Origin of the sequence: Sphingomonas sp. 35-24ZXX (assembly GCF_000786215.1) — a bacterium.
Lineage (GTDB): Bacteria > Pseudomonadota > Alphaproteobacteria > Sphingomonadales > Sphingomonadaceae > Blastomonas.
In genome coordinates, this window is record NZ_JROG01000007.1 from 37,071 (window position 1) to 58,262 (window position 21,192).

At 64.1% G+C, this 21,192-nt stretch carries 23 protein-coding genes; 9 read left to right on the forward strand and 14 right to left on the reverse strand.

What is annotated here, in order from left to right; all coding sequences use genetic code 11:
* Position 1: 1 nt before the first annotated feature.
* The 6 genes from trmD to ffh form a co-directional block, all read right to left on the reverse strand.
* The gene (gene trmD, locus LI72_RS13270) at positions 2–733 is read right to left on the reverse strand and encodes a tRNA (guanosine(37)-N1)-methyltransferase TrmD (RefSeq protein ID WP_033926434.1); all 732 of its coding nucleotides are present in this window, start codon (positions 731–733) and stop codon (positions 2–4) included.
* Positions 730–1,104 (reverse strand): type II toxin-antitoxin system VapC family toxin, encoded by a 375-nt coding sequence (locus tag LI72_RS13275; RefSeq protein WP_033926435.1) that lies wholly within the window; start codon positions 1,102–1,104, stop codon positions 730–732. The genes trmD and LI72_RS13275 overlap by 4 nt, the downstream gene beginning before the upstream one ends.
* On the reverse strand, positions 1,101–1,376 hold the full coding sequence (locus tag LI72_RS13280) for a hypothetical protein (RefSeq protein ID WP_033926660.1): 276 nt from the start codon (positions 1,374–1,376) through the stop codon (positions 1,101–1,103). The genes LI72_RS13275 and LI72_RS13280 overlap by 4 nt, the downstream gene beginning before the upstream one ends.
* A 31-nt stretch (positions 1,377–1,407) precedes the next feature.
* Positions 1,408–1,881 carry a ribosome maturation factor RimM gene (gene rimM / locus LI72_RS13285; protein ID WP_033926661.1) on the reverse strand — a complete coding sequence of 158 codons (474 nt, stop codon included), beginning with the start codon at positions 1,879–1,881 and terminating at the stop codon, positions 1,408–1,410.
* A 97-nt stretch (positions 1,882–1,978) separates the two neighbouring features.
* Entirely contained in the window at positions 1,979–2,428 is a 450-nt protein-coding gene (rpsP, locus tag LI72_RS13290) for a 30S ribosomal protein S16 (protein WP_033926436.1), read from the reverse strand.
* Positions 2,429–2,479: 51 nt separating this feature from the next.
* Positions 2,480–3,970, reverse strand: coding sequence for a signal recognition particle protein (gene ffh / locus LI72_RS13295; RefSeq protein ID WP_033926437.1), 1,491 nt, complete (start codon positions 3,968–3,970; stop codon positions 2,480–2,482).
* Positions 3,971–4,388: 418 nt separating this feature from the next.
* Here ffh and LI72_RS13300 point away from each other — a divergent pair, with 418 nt between their 5' ends.
* From LI72_RS13300 to LI72_RS20060, 6 genes are all read left to right on the forward strand, one after another.
* Positions 4,389–6,077 (forward strand): putative bifunctional diguanylate cyclase/phosphodiesterase, encoded by a 1,689-nt coding sequence (locus LI72_RS13300; RefSeq protein ID WP_033926438.1) that lies wholly within the window; start codon positions 4,389–4,391, stop codon positions 6,075–6,077.
* Between the two features lie 41 nt (positions 6,078–6,118).
* On the forward strand, positions 6,119–6,913 hold the full coding sequence (gene dapF, locus LI72_RS13305) for a diaminopimelate epimerase (RefSeq protein WP_033926439.1): 795 nt from the start codon (positions 6,119–6,121) through the stop codon (positions 6,911–6,913).
* Positions 6,914–6,918: 5 nt separating this feature from the next.
* Positions 6,919–8,274 (forward strand): tRNA (N(6)-L-threonylcarbamoyladenosine(37)-C(2))-methylthiotransferase MtaB, encoded by a 1,356-nt coding sequence (gene mtaB, locus LI72_RS13310; RefSeq protein ID WP_033926440.1) that lies wholly within the window; start codon positions 6,919–6,921, stop codon positions 8,272–8,274.
* Positions 8,271–9,197 (forward strand): signal recognition particle-docking protein FtsY, encoded by a 927-nt coding sequence (gene ftsY, locus LI72_RS13315; protein WP_033926441.1) that lies wholly within the window; start codon positions 8,271–8,273, stop codon positions 9,195–9,197. Before mtaB ends, ftsY begins: the two co-directional genes overlap by 4 nt.
* Positions 9,194–9,838: an inner membrane-spanning protein YciB gene (locus LI72_RS13320; protein ID WP_231562477.1), complete on the forward strand. Its 645-nt coding sequence runs from the start codon at positions 9,194–9,196 to the stop codon at positions 9,836–9,838. Before ftsY ends, LI72_RS13320 begins: the two co-directional genes overlap by 4 nt.
* Before the next feature lie 111 nt (positions 9,839–9,949).
* Entirely contained in the window at positions 9,950–10,708 is a 759-nt protein-coding gene (locus LI72_RS20060; RefSeq protein WP_156139616.1) for a hypothetical protein, read from the forward strand.
* 145 nt (positions 10,709–10,853) lie between these two features.
* On the opposite strand, the gene LI72_RS13330 is transcribed toward LI72_RS20060, so the two are convergent.
* The 5 genes from LI72_RS13330 to glmM form a co-directional block, all read right to left on the reverse strand.
* Positions 10,854–11,231 carry an STAS/SEC14 domain-containing protein gene (locus LI72_RS13330; protein WP_156139617.1) on the reverse strand — a complete coding sequence of 126 codons (378 nt, stop codon included), beginning with the start codon at positions 11,229–11,231 and terminating at the stop codon, positions 10,854–10,856.
* 160 nt (positions 11,232–11,391) lie between these two features.
* The gene (locus tag LI72_RS13335; RefSeq protein WP_033926444.1) at positions 11,392–12,015 is read right to left on the reverse strand and encodes a superoxide dismutase; all 624 of its coding nucleotides are present in this window, start codon (positions 12,013–12,015) and stop codon (positions 11,392–11,394) included.
* Positions 12,016–12,127: 112 nt separating this feature from the next.
* Complete coding sequence (gene thiD, locus LI72_RS13340) at positions 12,128–13,273, reverse strand: bifunctional hydroxymethylpyrimidine kinase/phosphomethylpyrimidine kinase (protein WP_033926445.1); 1,146 nt, start codon at positions 13,271–13,273, stop codon at positions 12,128–12,130.
* A gap of 96 nt (positions 13,274–13,369) precedes the next feature.
* Positions 13,370–13,600 carry a DUF1272 domain-containing protein gene (locus tag LI72_RS13345; RefSeq protein ID WP_017670217.1) on the reverse strand — a complete coding sequence of 77 codons (231 nt, stop codon included), beginning with the start codon at positions 13,598–13,600 and terminating at the stop codon, positions 13,370–13,372.
* A complete protein-coding gene (gene glmM / locus LI72_RS13350; protein ID WP_033926446.1) occupies positions 13,600–14,943 on the reverse strand; it encodes a phosphoglucosamine mutase in 1,344 nt (447 codons plus the stop codon). The genes LI72_RS13345 and glmM overlap by 1 nt, the downstream gene beginning before the upstream one ends.
* 153 nt (positions 14,944–15,096) lie before the next feature.
* Between glmM and LI72_RS13355 the strand changes: the two genes are divergently transcribed.
* Positions 15,097–16,317 carry a dicarboxylate/amino acid:cation symporter gene (locus tag LI72_RS13355; protein ID WP_033926447.1) on the forward strand — a complete coding sequence of 407 codons (1,221 nt, stop codon included), beginning with the start codon at positions 15,097–15,099 and terminating at the stop codon, positions 16,315–16,317.
* Positions 16,314–17,303: an aldo/keto reductase gene (locus tag LI72_RS13360; RefSeq protein WP_033926448.1), complete on the forward strand. Its 990-nt coding sequence runs from the start codon at positions 16,314–16,316 to the stop codon at positions 17,301–17,303. Before LI72_RS13355 ends, LI72_RS13360 begins: the two co-directional genes overlap by 4 nt.
* Positions 17,304–17,358: 55 nt before the next feature.
* Here the strand turns inward: LI72_RS13360 and mmsB are convergent, their stop codons facing one another.
* The 3 genes from mmsB to LI72_RS13375 are packed head-to-tail and all read right to left on the reverse strand — an operon-like array spanning position 17,359 to position 20,158.
* On the reverse strand, positions 17,359–18,234 hold the full coding sequence (mmsB, locus tag LI72_RS13365) for a 3-hydroxyisobutyrate dehydrogenase (protein WP_033926449.1): 876 nt from the start codon (positions 18,232–18,234) through the stop codon (positions 17,359–17,361).
* On the reverse strand, positions 18,235–18,642 hold the full coding sequence (locus LI72_RS13370; protein ID WP_033926450.1) for a VOC family protein: 408 nt from the start codon (positions 18,640–18,642) through the stop codon (positions 18,235–18,237).
* Positions 18,643–18,658: 16 nt separating this feature from the next.
* On the reverse strand, positions 18,659–20,158 hold the full coding sequence (locus LI72_RS13375; protein WP_033926451.1) for a CoA-acylating methylmalonate-semialdehyde dehydrogenase: 1,500 nt from the start codon (positions 20,156–20,158) through the stop codon (positions 18,659–18,661).
* Positions 20,159–20,281: 123 nt separating this feature from the next.
* On the opposite strand from LI72_RS13375, the gene LI72_RS13380 reads away from it, so the two are divergent.
* Complete coding sequence (locus tag LI72_RS13380; RefSeq protein ID WP_033926452.1) at positions 20,282–21,163, forward strand: LysR family transcriptional regulator; 882 nt, start codon at positions 20,282–20,284, stop codon at positions 21,161–21,163.
* The last annotated feature ends 29 nt before the right edge of the window (positions 21,164–21,192 follow it).

The window sequence follows — 21,192 nt, forward strand, 5'->3', positions numbered from 1 at the left end:
CCTATCTTTTTCGCCGCGCACCAGAGGGCGACAGATCCGGAGTGCCCCCATGGCGCTCCCAAAGATCCGGCCGCCTTAGCCGTGTGATCTCCGCAGCCTGACTGTCACGCCATGCCCGGATTTTCGCGTGATCCCCCGATCGCAGCACTTCGGGGATCGCACGCCCTTCCCAGATTTGAGGTCGGGTGTAGTGCGGATATTCGAGCAAACCGTTCTCAAACGATTCTTCGTCTCCGCTGGAAGAGGCGCCCATTACATCGGGCAACAGCCGAACGCAAGCGTCAAGCAGCACCAAAGCCCCGGTTTCCCCGCCCGAAAGCACGTAATCGCCGATCGAAATCTCCTCGATGGGGCGCGCATCGAACAGGCGCTCGTCAAACCCCTCGAATCGCCCGCACAGGATCGTGACGCCGGGGCCGTCCGCGAGTTGCCTCACGCGCGCCTGGGTGAGCGGCGCGCCGCGCGGTGTCATCGCGATCACCGGCGCGTTCGGCGAGCGTTCCAGGGCATGATCGACAGCGCTCGCCAGCACATCGGCGCGCAGCACCATCCCTGCCCCTCCGCCTGCAGGCGTATCATCGACGCTGCGATGCTTGTCGGTGGCAAAATCGCGGATCTGGATGGCGTCGAGCGACCAGCGCCCCTCGGCCAGCGCACGTCCGGCGATACTGTGGCCGAGCGGTCCGGGAAACATCTCGGGGTAGAGCGTGAGGATCTGGGCTGCGAAGGTCATTGGGTCCAGTTCTCGACCGCGAGGCCGGGGATATCGGCAAAATCTCTCTCATTGTCTGTGACCATGATGAGATTCTGGGACAATGCCTGTGCAGCAATCAAGCGGTCATAACTGCGACGCTTGAACGGCAACGCTGCATAGGCACGGGCAGCAGCGATATCGAAAGCCAAAACCGGTACTTCCTCGAGAAAGGCTTGCAACTGAAAAAATCCCGGAGGCTTTCCCCGCACCGAGCCGAGCGCAACTTCGGCGATAGCAATCGCGGAGGTGACGATGTCGCCCTCGAAACACTCGCCAGCGCGACCGACTACGCGATGATCCGCGTTCATGGTCAGAGCAATGATGACGTTGCTGTCGAGCAGGTATTTCATGCGTCATAACTGCCGCTCAACAAATCCCACCGCAGCGGCCGCTCTTCAAATACCCTATCCTCGGGTCTGATCGGCTTGAGGTTCGTCGCTGAGCCTGCGACCTTGTCTATATTGAACTTGCGCCGTGGCGCACCAATCTCCCGAACGACATACTCGCCATTCTGTTCGGTAATCGTCCATTCGCGATCCGGCTCGATCCCCAAAGCCGCGGGCATGCGGATGGCAACGGAATTACCCGACTTGAAACTCTTCGCGCGGTATTCCTTACCCATCACGGCCTCCTGTATATACGTGATGTATATACTATTCGGCCCAGACAGGGTCAATTGCGATGCGGTCCTCGCCGATATTGGCGGCGGCCACCGGCACCATGAAAGTCTTGCCGTCTGCCTTGGCGATATCGAGCAGGTCGCCTGCGCCGAAATCCTCGATCGCGCGAACGGTGCCCAAAGGTTCGCCGGTTTCCGACACCACGGGCAGGCCGACCATGTCGGCGTGATAATATTCACCCTCGGCCAGCGGCGGGAGCGCCGATCGCGGAACGGTGAGTTCGGTGCCGCGTGCGGCTTCGGCGGCGTTGCGGTCGGTGATCTCGGCAAAGCGCGCGATGCCAAGGTCCTTTTGCGGGCGCAGCGACTTGAGCGTCAGCGCGCCGTTGTTGAAGCTCTTGTGCGCCTTCACCCCGTCCAGGCCCGAGCCGAACAGCTTGAGACGGACTTCGCCGGTGATGCCGTGCGCGCCGATGATGACGGCCAGGGTTATCGGGCGGTCAGACATGCAGACGCTTTCAACAGAGAATTCATTCTGGCCCACCCCGGTTCAGCGATGCTGAACCTGCCCCCTCCCGCAAGCGGGAGGGGAGAGGCGCAGTGACTTAACCTTCAGCCTGTTCGGCAGCGGCTTCTTCAGCCGGTGCTTCTTCAGCGGCAGGCTCTTCGGCCGGTGCGTTCTTGGCCTCTTCAGCTGCGCGAGCGGCTTCTTCGGCTTCAGCGATCTTGGTCGCCTTTTCCTCAGCGCGTTCCTTGGCCTTTTCGCCCGGCTCGCCCTTCTTGGGGTTCACGGTAGCCTTGCGCTCCTTGATGCCGGCGACATCGAGGAAACGGGCAACGCGATCGGTGGGCTGTGCGCCGACCGACAGCCAGTGCTTGGCGCGCTCTTCGTTGATCTTGACGCGCTCGCCCGAATCCTTGGCGAGCAGCGGGTTGTAGGTGCCGATCTGCTCAAGATACTTGCCGTCGCGCGGCGCGCGGCTGTTGGCAACGACGATCTTGTAATAGGGGCGCTTCTTGGAACCGCCGCGCGACAGACGCATGGAAATCGACATGTGAACCTTAACCTTTCTTGGAATATTTAGTCTGAAATATTTGAACTTAAATCACTTTTTCTTGAAATTCTGAAACCCGGGGGGAAGCCCGCCCGGCAGGCCGGAAAGCCCGCCGCCGATGCCCTTGCCGCCGCTGCCACCCAGCAACCCGGCGATGTCGTCCTCGCTCGGCATCTTGCCGCCGCCCAGAGGACCGCCGCCACCGCCGCCGCCGAACATCGCGGCCAGGCCCTTCAATCCGCCCATCTTGCGGATCTTCTTCATCGCGCCTTCCATCTCCTGGTGCATCTTGAGCACCCGGTTGACGTCCTGCACGGTGGTTCCCGATCCCTTGGCGATGCGGATCTTGCGCTTGGCGTTGAGCAGCGCGGGCTTTTCGCGCTCCTTGGGAGTCATCGATCCGATGATGGCATCCATATGGACCAGCACCTTGTCGTCGACGCCGCTGGCGCTCATCGCGGCCTTGGCCTTCTTCATGCCCGGCATCATGCCCGCCAGCGCGCCAAGCCCACCCATCTTGGTCATCTGCCGCAGCTGGGTGCGCAGGTCGTTCATATCGAACTGACCCTTGGACATCTTGGCGGCAAGCTTGTCGGCGTCTTCCTTCTCGACCGTTGCTGCGGCCTTTTCGACCAGGCTGACGACATCGCCCATGCCCAGGATACGTCCCGCGACACGGCCCGGATGGAACGGCTCGATCGCGTCCATCTTCTCGCCCATGCCGACGAACTTGATCGGGCGGCCGGTGACCGCACGCATCGAGAGCGCCGCACCGCCGCGCGCATCGCCATCCATGCGGGTCAGCACCACTCCGGTCAGCGGCACCTGCTCGGAGAAGTTCTGCGCAACGTTGACCGCGTCCTGACCGGTCAGCGAGTCGACAACGAGCAGGATTTCCTTAGGCGTCGCCTCGGTGGCGACCGCCTTCATCTCGTCCATCAACTGCTGGTCGACGTGCAGCCGACCTGCGGTGTCGAGCATCACGACATCGAACGACTGCAGCTTGGCCGACTGCAGCGCGCGCCGCGCGATATCGACCGGCATCTGGCCGGCGACGATCGGCAAAGTCGCCACATTGACCTGCTCGCCCAGCACCTTGAGCTGTTCCTGCGCGGCGGGACGCTGCACGTCGAGCGAGGCCATCATGACCTTCTTGCCGTGCTTTTCCTTGAGCAGCTTGGCGATCTTCGCGGTGCTGGTGGTCTTGCCCGATCCCTGCAGGCCGACCATCATGATGACGGCGGGCGGGGCCACGGCCAGATCGAGGTCGCTTGCTTCGGAGCCGAGCATTTCGGTCAGCGCGTCGTTGACGATCTTGACGACCTGCTGGCCCGGCGCGACCGACTTGAGCACCGACTGGCCGACGGCCTGCTCGGTAACGGTGTTGATGAAATCGCGGACGACGGGCAGCGCGACATCGGCCTCGAGCAGCGCGATGCGAACCTCGCGCATCGCCGAGCGGACGTCTTCTTCCTTCAGCGCGCCGCGACCGCGCAGCTTGTCGAACACGCCGCCAAGGCGATCAGTCAGATTATCGAACATATCCGCTTCTCCTTCTGTCCGCCCACATGGATGCCCAACTCGCCCCGATCAAGAACACCCGGCCTGTCCTGCGACAAACGCACAAAACGCCGGTGGGCGAAACCTCGCCGACCGGCGCGCACATAGATCGACCAGGCGATCTGAGGCGGCTGTACTTGGGTGCTCGCTGCACAGGGTCTGCGCAAAAAGCTGGGGTGGCCCCTAGCGCAATCGATACGGGCTGGCAAGCCCCACAAGGCACCTCCACCGGCACGCGCCCGCGCTGCAGCCGCGTTAACCGCAGGTTTACCACCGTGTCCCGCAGCAAAGCTTAATTCCGCCCCATTTTGGCGGTTTCAACATAAACACTCTTTTAACGCTCGTAACCTAGTCTTCATCCATTCGGCCGGCTGCCTCACTCCGGCCGAGGGGATGAACCGTGCTGCATGACACCACCGCCAATGCCAACAGCAGCCGCACCGACGCGCTGACCGGTCGCGCCGTCCGCAGCCGGGATTTCGTCGCGGGCGGCATCATGACCGCGGCCATCCTGATGTTCGTGGGCAGCGCGGGCAGCGTTCTGCCCGATGCCATCAGCCATTTCTACGGCAAGGCCGTGTCGCCGGACAATGTCGCGGTCACTGCCCTGCTGCTCAACATCGCCCTGATCATCTTCGGCTGGCGGCGCTACAGCGAACTGTACCGCGAGATCGCCCATCACAAGAGCGCCGAGGAACAGGCCAAGACGCTGGCGGTCACCGATCCGCTGACCGGCTGCCTCAACCGCCGCGCGATCGGCGAAGCGTCGGCCAGCCTGATCGCCCAGGCCGCGCGCCGCGAGATGACGGTCGCATACCTGATGCTCGATCTGGATAACTTCAAGAACATCAACGACATCCAGGGCCATGATGCCGGCGACAAGGTGCTGGTCGAGGTTGCGCGCCGCCTCAAGGCCACGATGCCCCCCAACAGCCATGTCGCACGGCTGGGCGGCGATGAATTCGCCTGCACCTTCATTTTCGATTCCGATTTCCCAGAGACCGTGCAGCGCGTAGCCGAAGACTTGATCGAACAGGTCAGCAAGCCGATCAGCGGCCCGGCGAGCAGCGGCGATGCCGAACTCACCGTCACCGCCTCGATCGGCATCGCCCGCGCCGATCTGTGCGACAACAGCCTCGATGTGCTCATGCGCCGCGCCGACATCGCGATGTATGCCAGCAAGAAGCACGGCCGGAACCGCTATTGCTGGTTCGATCCGCGGATGGAAAGCGAAGTCCAGTTCCGCAACAAGATCGAATCGGGCATGCGCGTCGGCATCGGCCGCGGCGAATTCGTGCCGTTCTACGAACAGCAGATCGACCTTGCCACCGGCACCCTGATCGGATTCGAGGTGCTGGCGCGCTGGAACTCGCCCGAACTCGGCCAGATTTCTCCCGACATCTTCATACCGATCGCCGAGGATACCGGCATGATCGGCGACCTTTCCGCCTGCGTCATCCGCCAGGCGATGGAAGATGCGCGCGGCTGGGATCAGAGCCTGACCATCTCGGTCAACATCTCGCCGGTGCAGCTGCGCGACCCGTGGCTGGCGCAGAAGATCGTCAAGCTGCTGGTCGAAACCGGGTTCCCCGCGAGCCGACTGGAAATCGAGATCACCGAAAGCTGCCTGTTCGAGAACATGGGCCTGGCCCAGTCGATCATCGGCAGCCTCAAGAACCAGGGCGTGCGCGTCGCGCTCGACGATTTCGGCACCGGCTACAGCTCGCTCGCACATCTGCGTGCGCTGCCGTTCGACCGGATCAAGATCGATCGTAGCTTCGTCACCTCGATGAACGAGAGCAAGGAAAGCCGCGCCATCGTCCAGACGATCGCGATGCTGGGCGAGTCGATGGGCCTGCCGATCACCGCCGAAGGCATCGAGGATGGCGATCTGATCGCGCATCTGACCGAAATCGGCTGCGCCAAGGGCCAGGGTTTCCATTTCGGCCAGCCTTTGTCGGTCGAACAGGCGCGCCGCCTGCTGGCCGACCGCAACCTGCTGGGCCATGGCTGGTCACCGCAGATTGAAGTGCCCGAACTGCCCGGCGAACTGACCGAACCGCAGCTGCGCGCCGCGCGCGGCGAGTGATAGCGCTTAACAAGCGCCGACCCAGCGTATAAAGCGCCGCCATGGCGCAACACCGCTTTCACAAGATGCACGGCCTCGGCAACGACTTTGTCGTTTTCGACGCGCGCGAACAGGATCTGTCGCTGACGGCCGATCAGGTGTGCGCGCTTGCCGACCGGCATCTGGGCATCGGCTGCGACCAGCTGATCGTGATGCGCCCCGCGCAGGACGCCGATTTCTTCATGCAGATCTTCAATCACGATGGCAGCGAGGTCAGCGCCTGCGGCAATGCCACGCGCTGCGTGGTGGCGCTGGCCGGCCATGACGTGACCATAAAGACCGGTGCGGGCCTGCTCCGAGGCGTGATGGCCGATGGCGCGGTGACCATCGACATGGGCCAGCCGCGGCTGGAATGGGATGCTGTCCCCCTCGCCTATCCGATGGACACGCTGACCATGCCAGTCGGCTGGGAGGATCTGACCGATCCTGCGGCGGTCAACATGGGCAATCCACATGTGATCTTTTTCGTGGCCGATTCCCAGGCCATCGAACTCGACCGGCTGGGGCCGCTGATCGAACATGACCCGCTGTTTCCCGAGCGGGTCAACGTCAATGTCGCGCAGATCGCCGACGATGGCATCCACCTGCGCGTGTGGGAGCGTGGCGCAGGCCTGACGCTTGCCTGCGGCACCGGTGCGTGCGCGACCGCCGTGGCGGCTATCCGGCGCAAGCTGGTGACCGGTCCCGTCGCGGTGCATCTGCCGGGCGGCACGCTGACCATCGACTGGCAGCCGGGCGGCACCGTCCAGATGACCGGCCCCACGACCCATGTGTTTACCGGCGAGATCGACCTCTGACGATCATGTCCGCATTGCCTGCCCCCGCCCCGACCGGCCCCGAGATCATCTCGATGGGCTGCCGCCTCAACATTGCCGAGGGCGAGGCCATGCGCGGACTGCTGGCGGGGCGCGACGATGTGGTGGTGATCAACAGCTGCGCGGTCACCAACGAGGCGGTGCGCCAGACCCGCCAGGCGATCCGCAAGGCGCGCAAGGCCCGGCCGCACGCGCAGGTCATCGTCACCGGCTGCGCAGCGCAAACCGACCCTGCGATGTTCGCGGCCATGCCCGAAGTGGACCGGGTGCTGGGGAATGTGGAGAAGCTGACGGCATCATCCTTCCTCTCTCCGTTTGTCCCGAGCGAAGTCGAGGGACGTAATGCGCCACGTCCCTCGACTTCGCTCGGGACAAACGGGGGGGAGTTTGGTCTGGACGCGACAAAGGTCCAAGTCTCCGACATCATGGCCGTGCGCCAGACCGCGCCGCACATGGTTACCAGCTTTGCCGAACATGCCCGCGCGTTTGTCGAGGTGCAGAACGGCTGCGACCATCGCTGCACCTTCTGCATCATCCCCTATGGCCGCGGCAACAGCCGCTCGGTGCCCGCAGGCGCGGTGGTCGATGCGGTGCGCGCGCTGGTCGAACGCGGCTATGCCGAGGTGGTGCTGACCGGGGTAGACGTCACCAGCTATGGCCCAGACCTGCCCGGATCGCCGAGCCTCGGCATGCTGATCGAACGCGTGCTGAAGCTCGTTCCCGATCTGAAGCGCCTTCGCCTCTCCTCGCTGGACGGGGTGGAGGTGGACGACCGGTTGTTCGATCTGATCACCGGCGAGCCGCGCATCATGCCGCACGTTCACCTGTCGCTGCAATCGGGCGACGACATGATGCTCAAGCGGATGAAGCGCCGCCACAGCCGCGCGCAGGCGATCGCGCTGGTCGAGCGGCTGAAGGCAAGGCGGCCCGAGATCGCGATCGGTGCGGACCTGATCGCGGGCTTCCCGACCGAGGACGATGGCATGCACGCCAACAACCTCTCGATCCTCGACGCCTGCGATGTCGTCCACGGCCATATCTTCCCCTTCTCGCCGCGTAGCGGTACGCCTGCCGCACGGATGCCGCAGCTCGACCACGCGCTCGTCAAGGCCCGCGCCGCCGAGATGCGGGGGGCTGCGCAGGCACGCGCGGCGCGTTGGCGGCAGGGTCTCATCGGCACCCATCAGAACCTTCTGGTCGAGCGCGACGGACGCACCGGCCATGGCGAAAACTTTGTGCGCATCGCTTTGCCCGGCCCCGATGCTTCCCATATCGGAAAGATCGTGCCAGTGACCATCACGGGGCAGGATGGCGATACGCTGACAGCGGAGACAAGAATATGAGCGAGGGCAGCTGGAGCGAGCGCCTGCTGGGCGGCTTTCGCAAGACGTCGGACAAGCTGACCCAGAACCTCACCGGGCTGGTCACCAAGTCGCGGCTTGACGAGGATCAGCTCGACGAGATCGAGGAAGCGCTGATCGTCAGCGATCTGGGGCCGCAGATGGCGGGCAAGGTGCGCAATCGTCTGTCCGAAGGCCGGTTCGAGCGCGGGCTCGATGATGAAGGCCTGCGCGAGATCGTCGGCGAGGAAATCGCCAAGTCGCTTCGCACCGTCGCCGAGCCGCTCGACATCATTGCTTTCCCGCGCCCCCAGGTGATCCTGGTGATCGGCGTCAACGGGTCGGGCAAGACCACGACCATCGCCAAGTTGGCGCACCTGTTCCAGGAACAGGATTATGGCGTGATGCTGGCAGCGGGCGACACCTTCCGCGCAGCCGCCATCGGCCAGCTCAAGATCTGGGCGGACAGGCTGGGCATCCCCATCGTCAGCGGCAAGGAAGGCGGCGATGCGGCAGGCATCGTATTCGATGCGGTCAAGCAGGCGACCGCCACCGGCATCGACGTGCTGATCGTCGATACCGCAGGCCGGCTGCAGAACAAGCGCGAGCTGATGGACGAACTCGCCAAGATCCGCCGCGTGCTGGGCCGCCTGAACCCACAGGCGCCGCATGATGTCGTACTGGTGCTCGATGCGACCAACGGACAGAACGCCCTGTCGCAGATTGAAACCTTCAAGGAGGTTGCGGGCGTTACCGGTCTTGTGATGACCAAGCTCGATGGCACCGCGCGCGGCGGCATATTGGTGGCGGCGGCCGAGAAGTTCGGCCTGCCGATCCATGCGATCGGCGTGGGCGAGACCATCGATGACTTGAGGCCCTTTGACCCCGAATATCTGGCGCATGTGATCGCCGGAGGAGCGAAATGAGCGAAGAAATGCCTCAGGCGACCGAAGTCGTAGCGCCGAAGAAATCGGAAGGCAGCCTGCTCCCGCTGCTGCTCGATTTCGGCCCGCTGCTGATCTTCTTCGCGGTGTTCAAGCTGACCCAGAGCGACGGCGCCGCGCTCGCCTCCACCCGCGCCGCGATCAACGGGACACTGGCGTTCATGGCCGCGATCCTGGTGGCTGTGGCAATGTCCAAATGGAAGCTCGGCCGCGTCTCGCCGATGCTGTGGCTGTCCGCGGTGCTGGTCGTCGGCTTCGGCGCGCTCACCGTCTATTTCAATGACGAGAGCTTCATCCAGATCAAACCGACGATCATCTACACCGCCTTTGCGGTGCTGCTGCTCGGCGGATGGATGACCGGCCGCCCGCTGCTGCGCTATCTGCTGCAGGCCGCCTATGACGGGCTGGACGAGACCGGCTGGCTCAAGCTCTCGCGCAACTGGGGGCTGTTCTTCGCCGCCATGGCGCTGATCAACGAAGGCCTGCGCTACAGCCTCGACTTCGAAACCTGGCTGACGGTCAAGGTCTGGGGCGTCACCGCCCTCTCCTTCCTCTTCGCAATGAGCCAGATCCCGATGCTGATGAAGCATGGCCTAGCGATCGAGGGGGCGAAGGGAGAGTAATCTCGCCCTTGCTGAACCCCTGCGAAGGCAGGGGCCCATCACCAGAGTGTTGGTCACAGACAAATCGTCGAGATAGTATCATCCGAGAAATTGGATCCGGAGAGACACGCGATGAAGATGGGCATTCCCCTTTTAGCGCTTTTGATACCCTGCGCTGCGTGCTCTTCATGGCCCGGCTCCGAGTTTGGATTTTCGCAAAATGACGCGGCGTTTCGATTCACTGCTCGTCAAATGTACAGCTCGCTACGAAAACCTTCATGCGATGCGCCCAAGGGGTTTGACCGCGCGGCAAAACTCAAGCCGGAGCATGAAGCGGTTCAGGCTTACGAGCAGCGCGCACCATCAGCTAGCAAGTTTCATCTGGCAATCGCATCTGCAGATGCGGATTTCGAGCAGAAAACAAAGTCAGGTTGCTGGAATGATTCCGGTGAGTTGGTGTGGGCAGAAAAACATGTTGAAATGACAAGGGAAGATGTTCGCGGCAGTTTGATGGCCTTCGACGAGCAGGCAAAATCCGCTCCTCCACTAAATGCGCCCGCCTTCGCGCCAGACGGGTTGAGCGCAGCCTTTCGTGCCGATGCGCGACGGCTGACAGCGACGACATATGCACCATGCACGTTGACCGAGGCTGGTAGTAATGACGCGATCTTGGCTCCGGCAAGGCAAGCCGTTGATGACTTCAAGCGCAGTCTCTCCGGTACGCCTTATGCAGTGGATTTTGCGATTGCCGCCGCAGACACTGAGTATGAGATGGCGAGCACGATATTCGAATGCGCTGAGACTGGTACGGAAGAACCAGCAAAAATCTCACAAAGAGTGATGGCTCAGGTGAAACGTCAAGTGGTCAAACTCAAACGCTTGATGAGGTGAACTGCTTAAACGGAAGAGTAGCAAAGCGACCTTCAGCATCCTGACCGGTCCCCTGCGAAGGCAGCGGCCCATCTGCTGACCTATCCCGCCGGGCAATCTTTGAAGGTTTGATGATGGGTCCCTGCCTGCGCAGGGGGAGTGAACGTCAGCTTGCCTTACTGGAGGCTTCACCGACCCAAGCCATGGCTTCATCCAGATCGAAAAACGTTCTGAAATTGGGTTGCTGGAAAACGCGCTTTACCTGGAGCTTGTTCAGAAACGATCCAGCCACGATTGCATAGCGGTCGATATTGTCTAACAACTGTGTTTTGAACAACGCGCTGAAGGCCTCTCCAATATCAGGAGACTGGACTGGAAAATCCCGGCAATCAGCCAGAGCGCGATAAACGGGGCAATCGTGCCTGATGGATGCGTCAAGACGAAGAAACTCCGCTTCAAAAGCCCGGAATTCTTCCAAGGACCAATAACCCTGCTGGGTCACACGTAACAGACGCTGGTCTCGCTGATATGAAAATTCAAACACACGCCCCCCTAAGCCACAACCACTTTTTGTGGGAAGACTTTATGCGCCTTGTCAAAGGGACGAACAATCGGAAAGTCGAGCGTGATGCGGAGATATGGTGGTAAGTATCATCCCCGTTCGCTGATGTTTTACAGCGAACGGGGTATCAAGACTGATAGCGTCAGCCTTCCTGATCAGCCCGGGCGGTGCCGTTGCCGTCGAGGTTCTGCGCCACGAATTCCCAGTTGATCGCCTTGTCGAGCACGGTCGTCAGGTAATCCGGGCGCGCATTGCGGTAATCGATGTAATAGGCGTGCTCCCACACATCGAGCGTTAGCAGCGGCTTCATGCCTTCGTGCGCGACCGGCGAGTCCGCGTCGTGCAGCGAGGTGATTTCCAGCTTGTCGCCGTTGAGCACCAGCCATGCCCAGCCGCTGCCGAAATGGCCGACGGCTTCTGCCTTCAGCTTGTCCTTCATGTCGGCGACCGAACCGAAATCGGCGTTGATGCGCTCTTCGAGCGAGCCGGGGATGGTCTGCGCTTCGGGGCTGAGGCAATGCCAGAAGAAGGTGTGGTTCCAGATTTGTGCGGCGTTGTTGAACAGGCCCTTGTTGCCCTTGTCCTTGGCAGCGACGATGACCTTGGAGAGGCTCGCGCCTTCGAGGTCCGTGCCCTTCACCATGTCGTTCGCCTTGCCGACATAGGCATTGTGGTGCTTGCCGTGGTGATAATCGAAGGTTTCGGCCGACATGATGTCGCCGAATGCGGTCTTTTCATAGGGGAGCGGGGGAAGGACGAAAGCCATGGGTCATCTCCTGTTTGGGAACGGTTGAACTGTTGCCGCAACGCATATGGGCAATTGCCATTGCGGGTAAAGGGCCAAAGCGTACGGGGTTGCAGCAATTACGGGGCGTGTCTCAATCGGTTGCGATCCGCCATGGCGGGTAGCGCCGGTTCTCGCCGCCGGAATACAGGCACAGCACATTGCCCGCCGGATCGCTGAGCCGCGCCTCGCGCCAGCCCCAGCTTTCGTCCTGCGGCATCTGGTCGAAGGCGAAGCCTTCCGATGCCAGCGCCGAAACGCGCGCGTCGAGATCGGCGCATTCGAGATAGGCCACTGCCCCGCCCGCGTCCTCGCCGACATGGATCGAGAGCGTCGCGCCGTTGTCCGCCTCGAACCGGGCATAATAATTGTCCGGGCTGTCGACGATCTGGCGCAGGCCCAAAGCGCGGTAGAAGGTCACCGAGGCAGCATAATCGGTCGCGCCCAGCGTGATCTGGTTGAGGTGCCAGCCGGGGCCGAGCGCATCGTTGCGCACGCTCTGGTGTCCCATCGGGCCGTTGCTGGCGACGAACGCCGGGGCATCGCGCAACGCCAGCCGCACGAAGGTCCGCGCGCGCTCCACCGCCTGTTCGAGTGGGATGCCCTGGCCGAGCAGCGTCGCGATCGCGCTGGAAAGCGTGCAGCCGGTGCCATGGCTGTGCGGGCTGTCGATGCGCGGGTCTTCCCAGCGGGCGATCTCGCCTTCGCGGGTCAACAGCCGGTCGGTGACGGTCTCGCCGCCCGCATGGCCGCCCTTGATCAGCAGCGCAGGGGCAAGTTCCAGCACCGCAGCCTCGCCGCCCAGCGCCTCGAGTTCGGGCAGGTTGGGCGTGACCAAAGTGGCGCAGGCCATCAAGCGCCGGAAGGCCGCGATGGTGGCAGCATCGGCCAGCACCGCGCCGCTCGATGCGATCATCACCGGATCGAACACCACGGGCACGCCCCCCTGCGCCGCCAGCCAATCGGCCAACGCCTCTGCAATCTCGGGCGAGCCCAGCATGCCGATCTTGATCGCATCGAGCCCGAAATCGCGCGCCACCGCGTCGATCTGCGCGATGACCATGTCGGCCCCCAGCACCTGCACCGCATCGACCCCGCGCGAATTCTGCGCCGTGATCGCGGTGATCGCGGTCATCGCATGGCCGCCCAGCATGGTGATCGTCTTGATATCGGCCTGAATGCCCGCGCCGCCGCCGGAATCCGAGCCTGCGATGGTGAGAATGCGGGCGGGCTTATTCACACCCCAACCCCCGTTTGTCCCGAGCGCAGTCGAGGGACGTATCCGAAAGGGTAGCAAAAAGGTCCCTCGACTTCGCTCGGGACAAACGGAAGAAACTCACCCATGCTGCGTGAACTTCCGCACAGCCGACCCCGGAAACTTGGCGAGCAGCTTCTTCGGCCGTACCGGGCGGTCGACCAGCTCGCCGCCGCAATTGGGGCAGATGTCGTCCAGCGCCTCGCTGCATTCGGCGCAGAAGGTGCATTCGAACGAGCAGATGAACGCGCCGGGGGCCTCGGCGGGTGTATCCGCGCCGCAGCGTTCGCAATCGGGCCGCATTTCCAGCATCAGGCCGTCACCTCCGCCACCACCGCGCAGATGCGATCGACGATCGTCTCGACCTGCGCCGCATCATCGCCCTCGGCCATCACGCGGATGACCGGTTCGGTGCCCGATGGCCGGATGACCAGCCGCCCCTTGCCGCGCAGTTCCTCGTCGGCCTCGGCGATCACCGCCTGCACGCGGGGGTTTTCCAGCGGCTTGCCGCCAGCAAAGCGCACGTTCTTGAGCAGCTGCGGCACCGGATCGAACACGTGGAGCAGCTCGCTCGCGGGCTTGCCCTCGCGCACCAGCTCGGCGAGCACCTGTAGCGCTGCCACGGTACCATCGCCGGTGGTGGCATGGTCGAGCAGGATCATATGCCCCGACTGTTCGCCGCCGACGTTATAGCCCCCTGCCCGCATCGCGCCCAGCACATAGCGGTCGCCGACCTTGGTGCGGATCAGCTCGAGCCCCTGGCCCTGCAGATAGCGCTCCAGCCCCAGGTTCGACATCACCGTGGCGACCACGCCGCCGCCGCGCAGACGGCCCTGCCGCGCCCAGGCGCTGCCGATCAGCGCCATGATCTGGTCGCCATCGACGACGCTGCCCTTTTCATCGACCACGATCAGCCGGTCGGCATCGCCATCGAGCGCGATGCCGATATCCGCGCCCGCCGCGACGACGCGCTCCTGCAGCGTTTCGACATGGGTGGAGCCGACGCGGTCGTTGATGTTGAGGCCATTGGGGGTCACGCCGATGGCAATGACCTCCGCGCCCAGTTCCCAGAAGGCCGAGGGCGCGACCTGATAGGCGGCGCCATGCGCGCAATCGACGACGATCTTGAGGCCGTCCAATCGCACCCGATCGGGCAGGGATTCCTTGACCGCATGGATATAGCGCCCGCGCGCATCCTCGATCCGCCGCGCCCGGCCGATCGCCTCGGACGCCGCCAGCTGCGGCTCGCCCTGTTCGAGCAAAGCCTCGATCCGCATCTCGTCCTCGTCGGAGAGCTTGAAGCCATCGGGACCGAACAGCTTGATGCCATTATCCTGAAACGGGTTGTGGCTGGCCGAGATCATCACGCCCAGGTCCGCGCGCATCGACCGCGTGAGCAAAGCCACCGCAGGCGTCGGCATCGGCCCCACCAGCACCACGTCCATGCCCACGCTGGTGAAGCCCGCGACCAGCGCGTTTTCCATCATGTAGCCCGACAGCCGGGTATCCTTGCCGATCACCACGCGGTGCTTGTGCGTGCCGCGCAGAAAGTGCGCGCCTGCCGCCTGGCCGACGGACATGGCCATCGCTGCGGTCATGAAACCGCTGTTGGTGCGCCCGCGGATGCCGTCAGTGCCGAAAAACTTGCGTGTCACGAATGCTTTTCTCCGTTTGCAGCGTATGGGCCTAACCGATTGCGTTGCCGCTTGCCAGCCATCCGCGCGCTTCTATGGTGGCAGACCAGGGTAAAGAAACATGGAAAATCCCCGCCGATGCGGGCAGGTAGACAACATGACAGGGGCTTTTGAATGCTGAAAACACTGCTGGTGCTGGGTGCCCTCATCATCGGCATCTCGATCGGGATCGCCTTGGGCAACGGCGCGCCCGGCATTGTCGATGCGGCCGATGTGATCGGTTCGCTGTGGCTGCGGGGCTTGCAGATGACGGTGGTGCCACTGGTGGTGGCGCTGCTGATCACCGGCATATTGCGCACCGCCGAAATGGCGAGCGCCGGACGGCTGACCGTGCGCGCGATCGTCACGATGATCATTTTGCTCTGGGCGTCGGCGGCAATGGCGACGGTGGTCACCCCTTCGCTGCTGGGCCTGTTCCCGCTTCCCGAATCCGCGCGCCTGGCATTGCAGGGGGCGCTGTCGTCCGCGCAGCCGACCGGCGAGGTTCCGCCCTTCACCGAATTCCTGCGCGCCTTGGTTCCCACCAATCCGATTGCCGCCGCGGCTAATGACGCGATCTTGCCGCTGATCATCTTCACGCTCGCCTTCGCCTTTGCGCTGACCCGTCTGCCCGCCGAAAAGCGGATGCCGGTGCAGGGCTTTTTCGGCGCGACGGGCGATGCCATGATCATCCTGATCGGCTGGGTGCTCGCGCTGGCGCCGATCGGCGTGTTCGCGCTGGGTCTTGTGGTCGGCGCACGCGCCGGCGGCGCAGCGTTCGGGGCGCTGGGCCATTATGTGCTGATCGTGGTCAGCGTGGGGTCGGTGATGTGGTTCACCGCTTTTGCCATCGCCGCCTTTGCCGGGCGGATCAGCCCGCCTGCCTTTCTGCGCGCGTCGATCCCCGCGCAGGCGGTGGCGATTTCCACCCAGTCCTCGCTTGCCTCGCTACCGACGATGCTCACCGGCGTGCGCAGCCTGGGCGTGGGCGAGCGCACCGCCGATGTCGTGCTGCCGATTGCGGTCGCGCTGTTCCGCGCCACCGGCCCGGCGATGAACATGGCGGTCGCGGTCTATGTCGCGCATCTGATGGGCATTGAGCTTGGCCCCGTTGCGCTCGCCGCAGGGCTCGCCGCTGCAGCGATCACCACCATGGGGTCGGTGTCGCTGCCGGGGTCGATCAGCTTCATCAGCGCCATCGCGCCGATCTGCTTTGCGATGGGCGTGCCGATCGAGCCGCTGGCGCTGTTGTTGGCGATCGAGGTATTCCCCGATATCATGCGCACATTGGGCAACGTGACCATGGACATGGCGGTGACAACGGCTATCGCCCGTGCCGAAGGAGACACGAAATGATCTATCGCAACCTCGGGGGTCTGGATGTCTCGGCTTTGGGCCTGGGCTGCATGCCTATGGCGGGCATTGGCGCGGCGATGTACGGCAAGGCCGACCATCGCGAGTCCATCGCCACGCTGGAGCGCGCGATCGAGCTCGGCGTGACCTTCTTCGATACCGCCGAGGTCTATGGGCCCTATGTCAACGAGGAGCTGCTGGGCCAGGCGATCCGCGGACGGCGCGACCGGCTGGTGATCGCCACCAAGTTCGGCTTCAAGATCGAGGATGGCGGCTATCGCGGCGTCGACAGCTCGCCCGAGAATGTCCGCCGCGCGTGCGAGGGCTCGCTGAAGCGCCTGGGTGTCGACACCATCGACCTCTATTACCAGCACCGCGTCGATCCCAACGTGCCGATCGAGGAGACTGTGGGCGCGATGGCGCGGCTGGTCGAAGAGGGCAAGGTGCGTTTCCTGGGCCTGTCCGAGGCGGGCGCAGACAACATCCGCCGCGCGCATGCCACCCACCCGATCGCGGCGCTGCAGAGCGAGTATTCCTTGTGGGAGCGCGGCGTGGAGGACGAAATCCTGCCCTTGTGCCAGGACCTCGGAATCGGTTTCGTGCCCTACAGCCCGCTGGGGCGCGGCTTCCTCACCGGCCAGATCAGCCAGCGGTCCGACCTTCCCGAGGGCGATTACCGGCGCAACGATCCGCGCTACTCGGATGAGAATTTTGCCGCCAACATGACCATCGTCGATGCGGTGAAGAAGGTGGCGGCAGCGCACAGCGTCAGCCCGGCACAGATCGCGCTCGCCTGGCTGCTGGCGCAGGGCAATGACGTGGTCCCCATCCCCGGATCGAAGCGCCGCGCGACGCTGGAAGATTCGATGGCGGCGGTGAACGTGACGCTGACGCGCGCCGATCTCGACGCGCTCGATGCCGCCGCGCCCGCAGGCGCGACCGCGGGTCCGCGCTATGGCGAAATGGGCATGAAGATGGTGCGGATTTGAACTGACCTGATCGCGACCGCTGGAGCGGGGCCTAACGTCTCTCCCCCTCTGCCGCTCATTCCAGCGCGGTAATGATCGCGCTGAAATCCAGACCTTGCGCATCGGCCTCCACGAACGCGGCGTAGATCGCCTCCGCCCGTTCGCCCATCGGCACAGCTGCGCCGCTGGCCTTCGCCGCATCGAGCGCAAGCCGCATGTCCTTGAGCATCAGCGCGGCGGCAAAGCCGCCCGCATAGCCGTTGTCCGCAGGACTCGCGGGCCCCACGCCGGGGACCGGGCAATAGCTCGTCATCGACCAGCTCTGCCCCGAGGCCTTGGACGAGATGTCGTAGAAGGTCTGCAGGTCGAGCCCCAGCTTCTTCGCCAGCGCAAAGGTCTCGCAGGTTGCGGCCATGGTCGCGCCCAGCAGCATGTTGTTGCAGATCTTGGCCGCCTGGCCTGCGCCATTGTCGCCCGCGTGGATCACCGCCTTGCCCATGTCGGCCAGGATCGGTTCGGCGCGCGCGAACCCTTGCGCGCTCCCGCCGACCATGAAGGTGAGCGTACCGCCATTGGCCGCCGCGATCCCGCCCGAAACCGGTGCATCGACCGCCTCGAGCCCGCGCTCCTTCGCCGCCGAAGCAACCTCGCGCGCGGTATCGACGTCGATGGTCGAGCAATCGATCAGCAGCGTGCCCGCTTGCGCCGCGCCGAACACGGTGTCGTTATAGACCGAGGCAACGTGCTTGCCCGCGGGCAGCATGGTGACAACGACATCGGCATCGCTCACTGCCTGGACGGGATCGGACACCGGATGGCATCCCGCCGCGCCCGCGCGGGCCAGCGCCTCGCCCGAAAGATCGAACGCGATGACCTTGTGCCCGGCCTTGGCCAGATTCGCCGCCATGCCGCCGCCCATGTTGCCCAGGCCGATAAATCCGATGGTCGCCATTCAAGTCTCTCCGTTGTCTTCAACCGCGTCTGCGCGCGATTCGATCAAATCCCATCGATTGCCATACAGGTCCGCGAACACCACGACCCGGCCATAAGCCTCGTTGCGCGGGGTTTCGGCAAACGTGACGCCCGCTGCCAGCATCCGCGCGTAATCGCCGTCGAAATCGCCGGTGTGCACGAAGAAGGCGACGCGCCCGCCTACTTCCCTGCCGACGGCCGCCGCCTGCTCCGGCGAGGTCGCCCGCGCCAGCAGCAGCTCGCCGCCACTGGCAGGTCCAACCCGGACCCAGCGCTTGCCGCCGCCAAGGTCCGTGTCTTCGAGCAAAGTCCAGTCCAGCGCGCTGACGAACCAGGCGATGGCCTCGTCATAGTCGCGAACCAGATAGGCGGTATAGGCTAGCCGCACAGCTTCAAATCTCCATTCAGCCCATGGTCGGGATGACGAAGGCGTTGCCGCCGTCGACCGCACCGTCAGGCCAGCGCGAGGTGATCGTCTTGATCTTGGTCCAGAACTTGACGCCTTCCATGCCGTGCTGGTTGGTGTCGCCGAACGCGCTGCGCTTCCAGCCACCGAAGGTGTGGTAGGCGACCGGCACCGGGATCGGCACGTTGATGCCGACCATGCCGACATTGACCCGCGCGGCGAACTCGCGCGCGGCGTGGCCGTTGCGGGTGAAGATCGCGACGCCATTGCCATACTGGTGCTTGCTGGGCAGCGCGACGGCCTCCTCGAAATCAGCCGCACGGACGATCTGCAGCACGGGGCCGAAGATCTCTTCCTTGTAGCTGCTCATCTCGGTGGTGACGCGGTCGAACAAGGTCGGGCCGACGAAGAAGCCGTTCTCGTGACCCTGCAGCGTGAAACCACGGCCATCGACGACCAGCTCTGCGCCCTCGTCGATGCAGGTCTGGATCCAGCCTTCGACCTTGGCCTTGTGTGCGGCGGTGACGACCGGGCCGTAATCGGCATCGGGATCGGACGAGACGCCGAGGCGCAGCTTCTCGATCGCGGGGATCAGCTTGGCGCGCAGACGGTCTGCGGTCTCGTCGCCTACGGGGACGACCACCGGCAGCGCCATGCAGCGTTCACCCGCCGAACCGAAGGCCGCGCCCGCGAGATCCTTGACCACCTGGTCGAGGTCGGCATCGGGCATGACGATGCCGTGGTTCTTCGCACCGCCCATCGCCTGGACGCGCTTGCCCGCAGCGACGCCGCGCTGGTAGAGATAATGTGCGACATCGGACGATCCGACGAACGATACGCCCGCGATGGCCGGGTGATCGAGGATCGCGTCGACCATTTCCTTGTCGCCATGCACGACCTGCAGGATGCCATCGGGCAGGCCTGCCTCGCTCATCAGTTCGGCAAGACGCACCGGCACCGAGGGGTCACGCTCGGACGGCTTGAGGATGAAGGCGTTGCCGGTGGCGATCGCGGGGCCGAACATCCACATCGGGATCATCGCTGGGAAGTTGAACGGGGTGATGCCTGCGCCGATGCCGATCGGCAGCCGCATCGAATAGACGTCGATGCCGGGGCCTGCGCCGTGCGTGTATTCGCCCTTCGAGGCGTGCGGGATGCCGCAGCAAAATTCGATGACTTCAAGACCGCGCTGGATATCGCCCTTGGCGTCGGCATGGACCTTGCCGTGCTCGCTCGACAGGAGGGCTGCGAGTTCGTCGATATTCGCTTCGACCAGCTGCTTGAACGCGAACATCACGCGTGCACGGCGCTGCGGGTTGGTCGCGGCCCAGGCGGGCTGCGCGGCGAGCGCGGCATCGACCGCGGCGTCGAGCACGGCGCGGTTGCCCAGATCGACCTTGGCCTGAACGGTACCGCTGTTGGGATCGAAAATGTCGGACTGGCGGGGGCTCGCCGGGGCGGTGGTACCGCTCGCCAGACGGTGGGTGACGGTGCGCATGATCGCTCTCCTGAATGTGCTTGTCGCTTGGGCACCGCATTAGCCTCTGGCATAACTGCAAGCAATTGCGTAAAAACGTCACAACAGGCTGCATAAAAGCCATGGTCGGAGAGCGGGTGCCTTATGAACTGGGACGATCTGCGCATCTTCCTGATGCTTGCGCGCGCGGGCTCTGTGGCAGAGGCTGCGCGCCGGCTGGAGATCGACCCGACCACGGTGGCGCGCAGGCTTGCGCGGCTGTCGGGCGATCTGCAATCCACCCTGTTCGAGGCGAGCGGCAAGGGCATCGCGCTCACCGAACATGGCCGCAAGCTGCTGCATTATGCCGAGGGCGCCGAACAGTCGCTGGTCGACGCGCGCACCGAGCTCACCGGCGAGCAGACGGTGTTTGCCGGCACCATCCGGGTAAGCGTTGCCGAGGGCTTTGCCGCGTGGATCATTGCGCGCAACCTCCCCGATTTCCACCGCCGCCACCCCGCGATCCGCATCGAGCTGGTCGCCACCAACGGCTTCCTCAACCCCAGCAAGCGCGAGGCGGATCTGGCGATCATGCTCTCGCGCCCGACAGCGGGCCCGCTCAAGGTGCGCAAGCTGGTCGACTATCAGCTCGGCGTCTATGCGGACCGCGATTACCTCGCCGCCGCCGGGCCGATCGCCAGCGTGGACGACCTGCGCCGCCACCCGCTGATCGGCTATATCCCCGATTTCATCTATGCCGACGAGCTGCGCTATCTCGACGAGATCGGCCCCGGGCTGGAACCGGTGCTGACCAGCTCGAGCATCAACGTGCAACACAGCCTGATCGCGTCAGGCGCGGGCGTGGGCATTTTGCCGTGCTTCATGGGCGAGCAGAACGCGCGGCTGCAGCGGGTGCTGGCGGACAGCGTGACCATCCACCGCAGCTTCTGGCTGGTGGTCCACCGCGACATGCGCAAGCTCGCGCGGGTGGATGCGTTTATCGGCTGGCTGGATGATGTCGCGCGGAAGATCGCGCCGGGGGATTGAGGCCGCCTGCTCTCTCCCCTTTAGGGGAG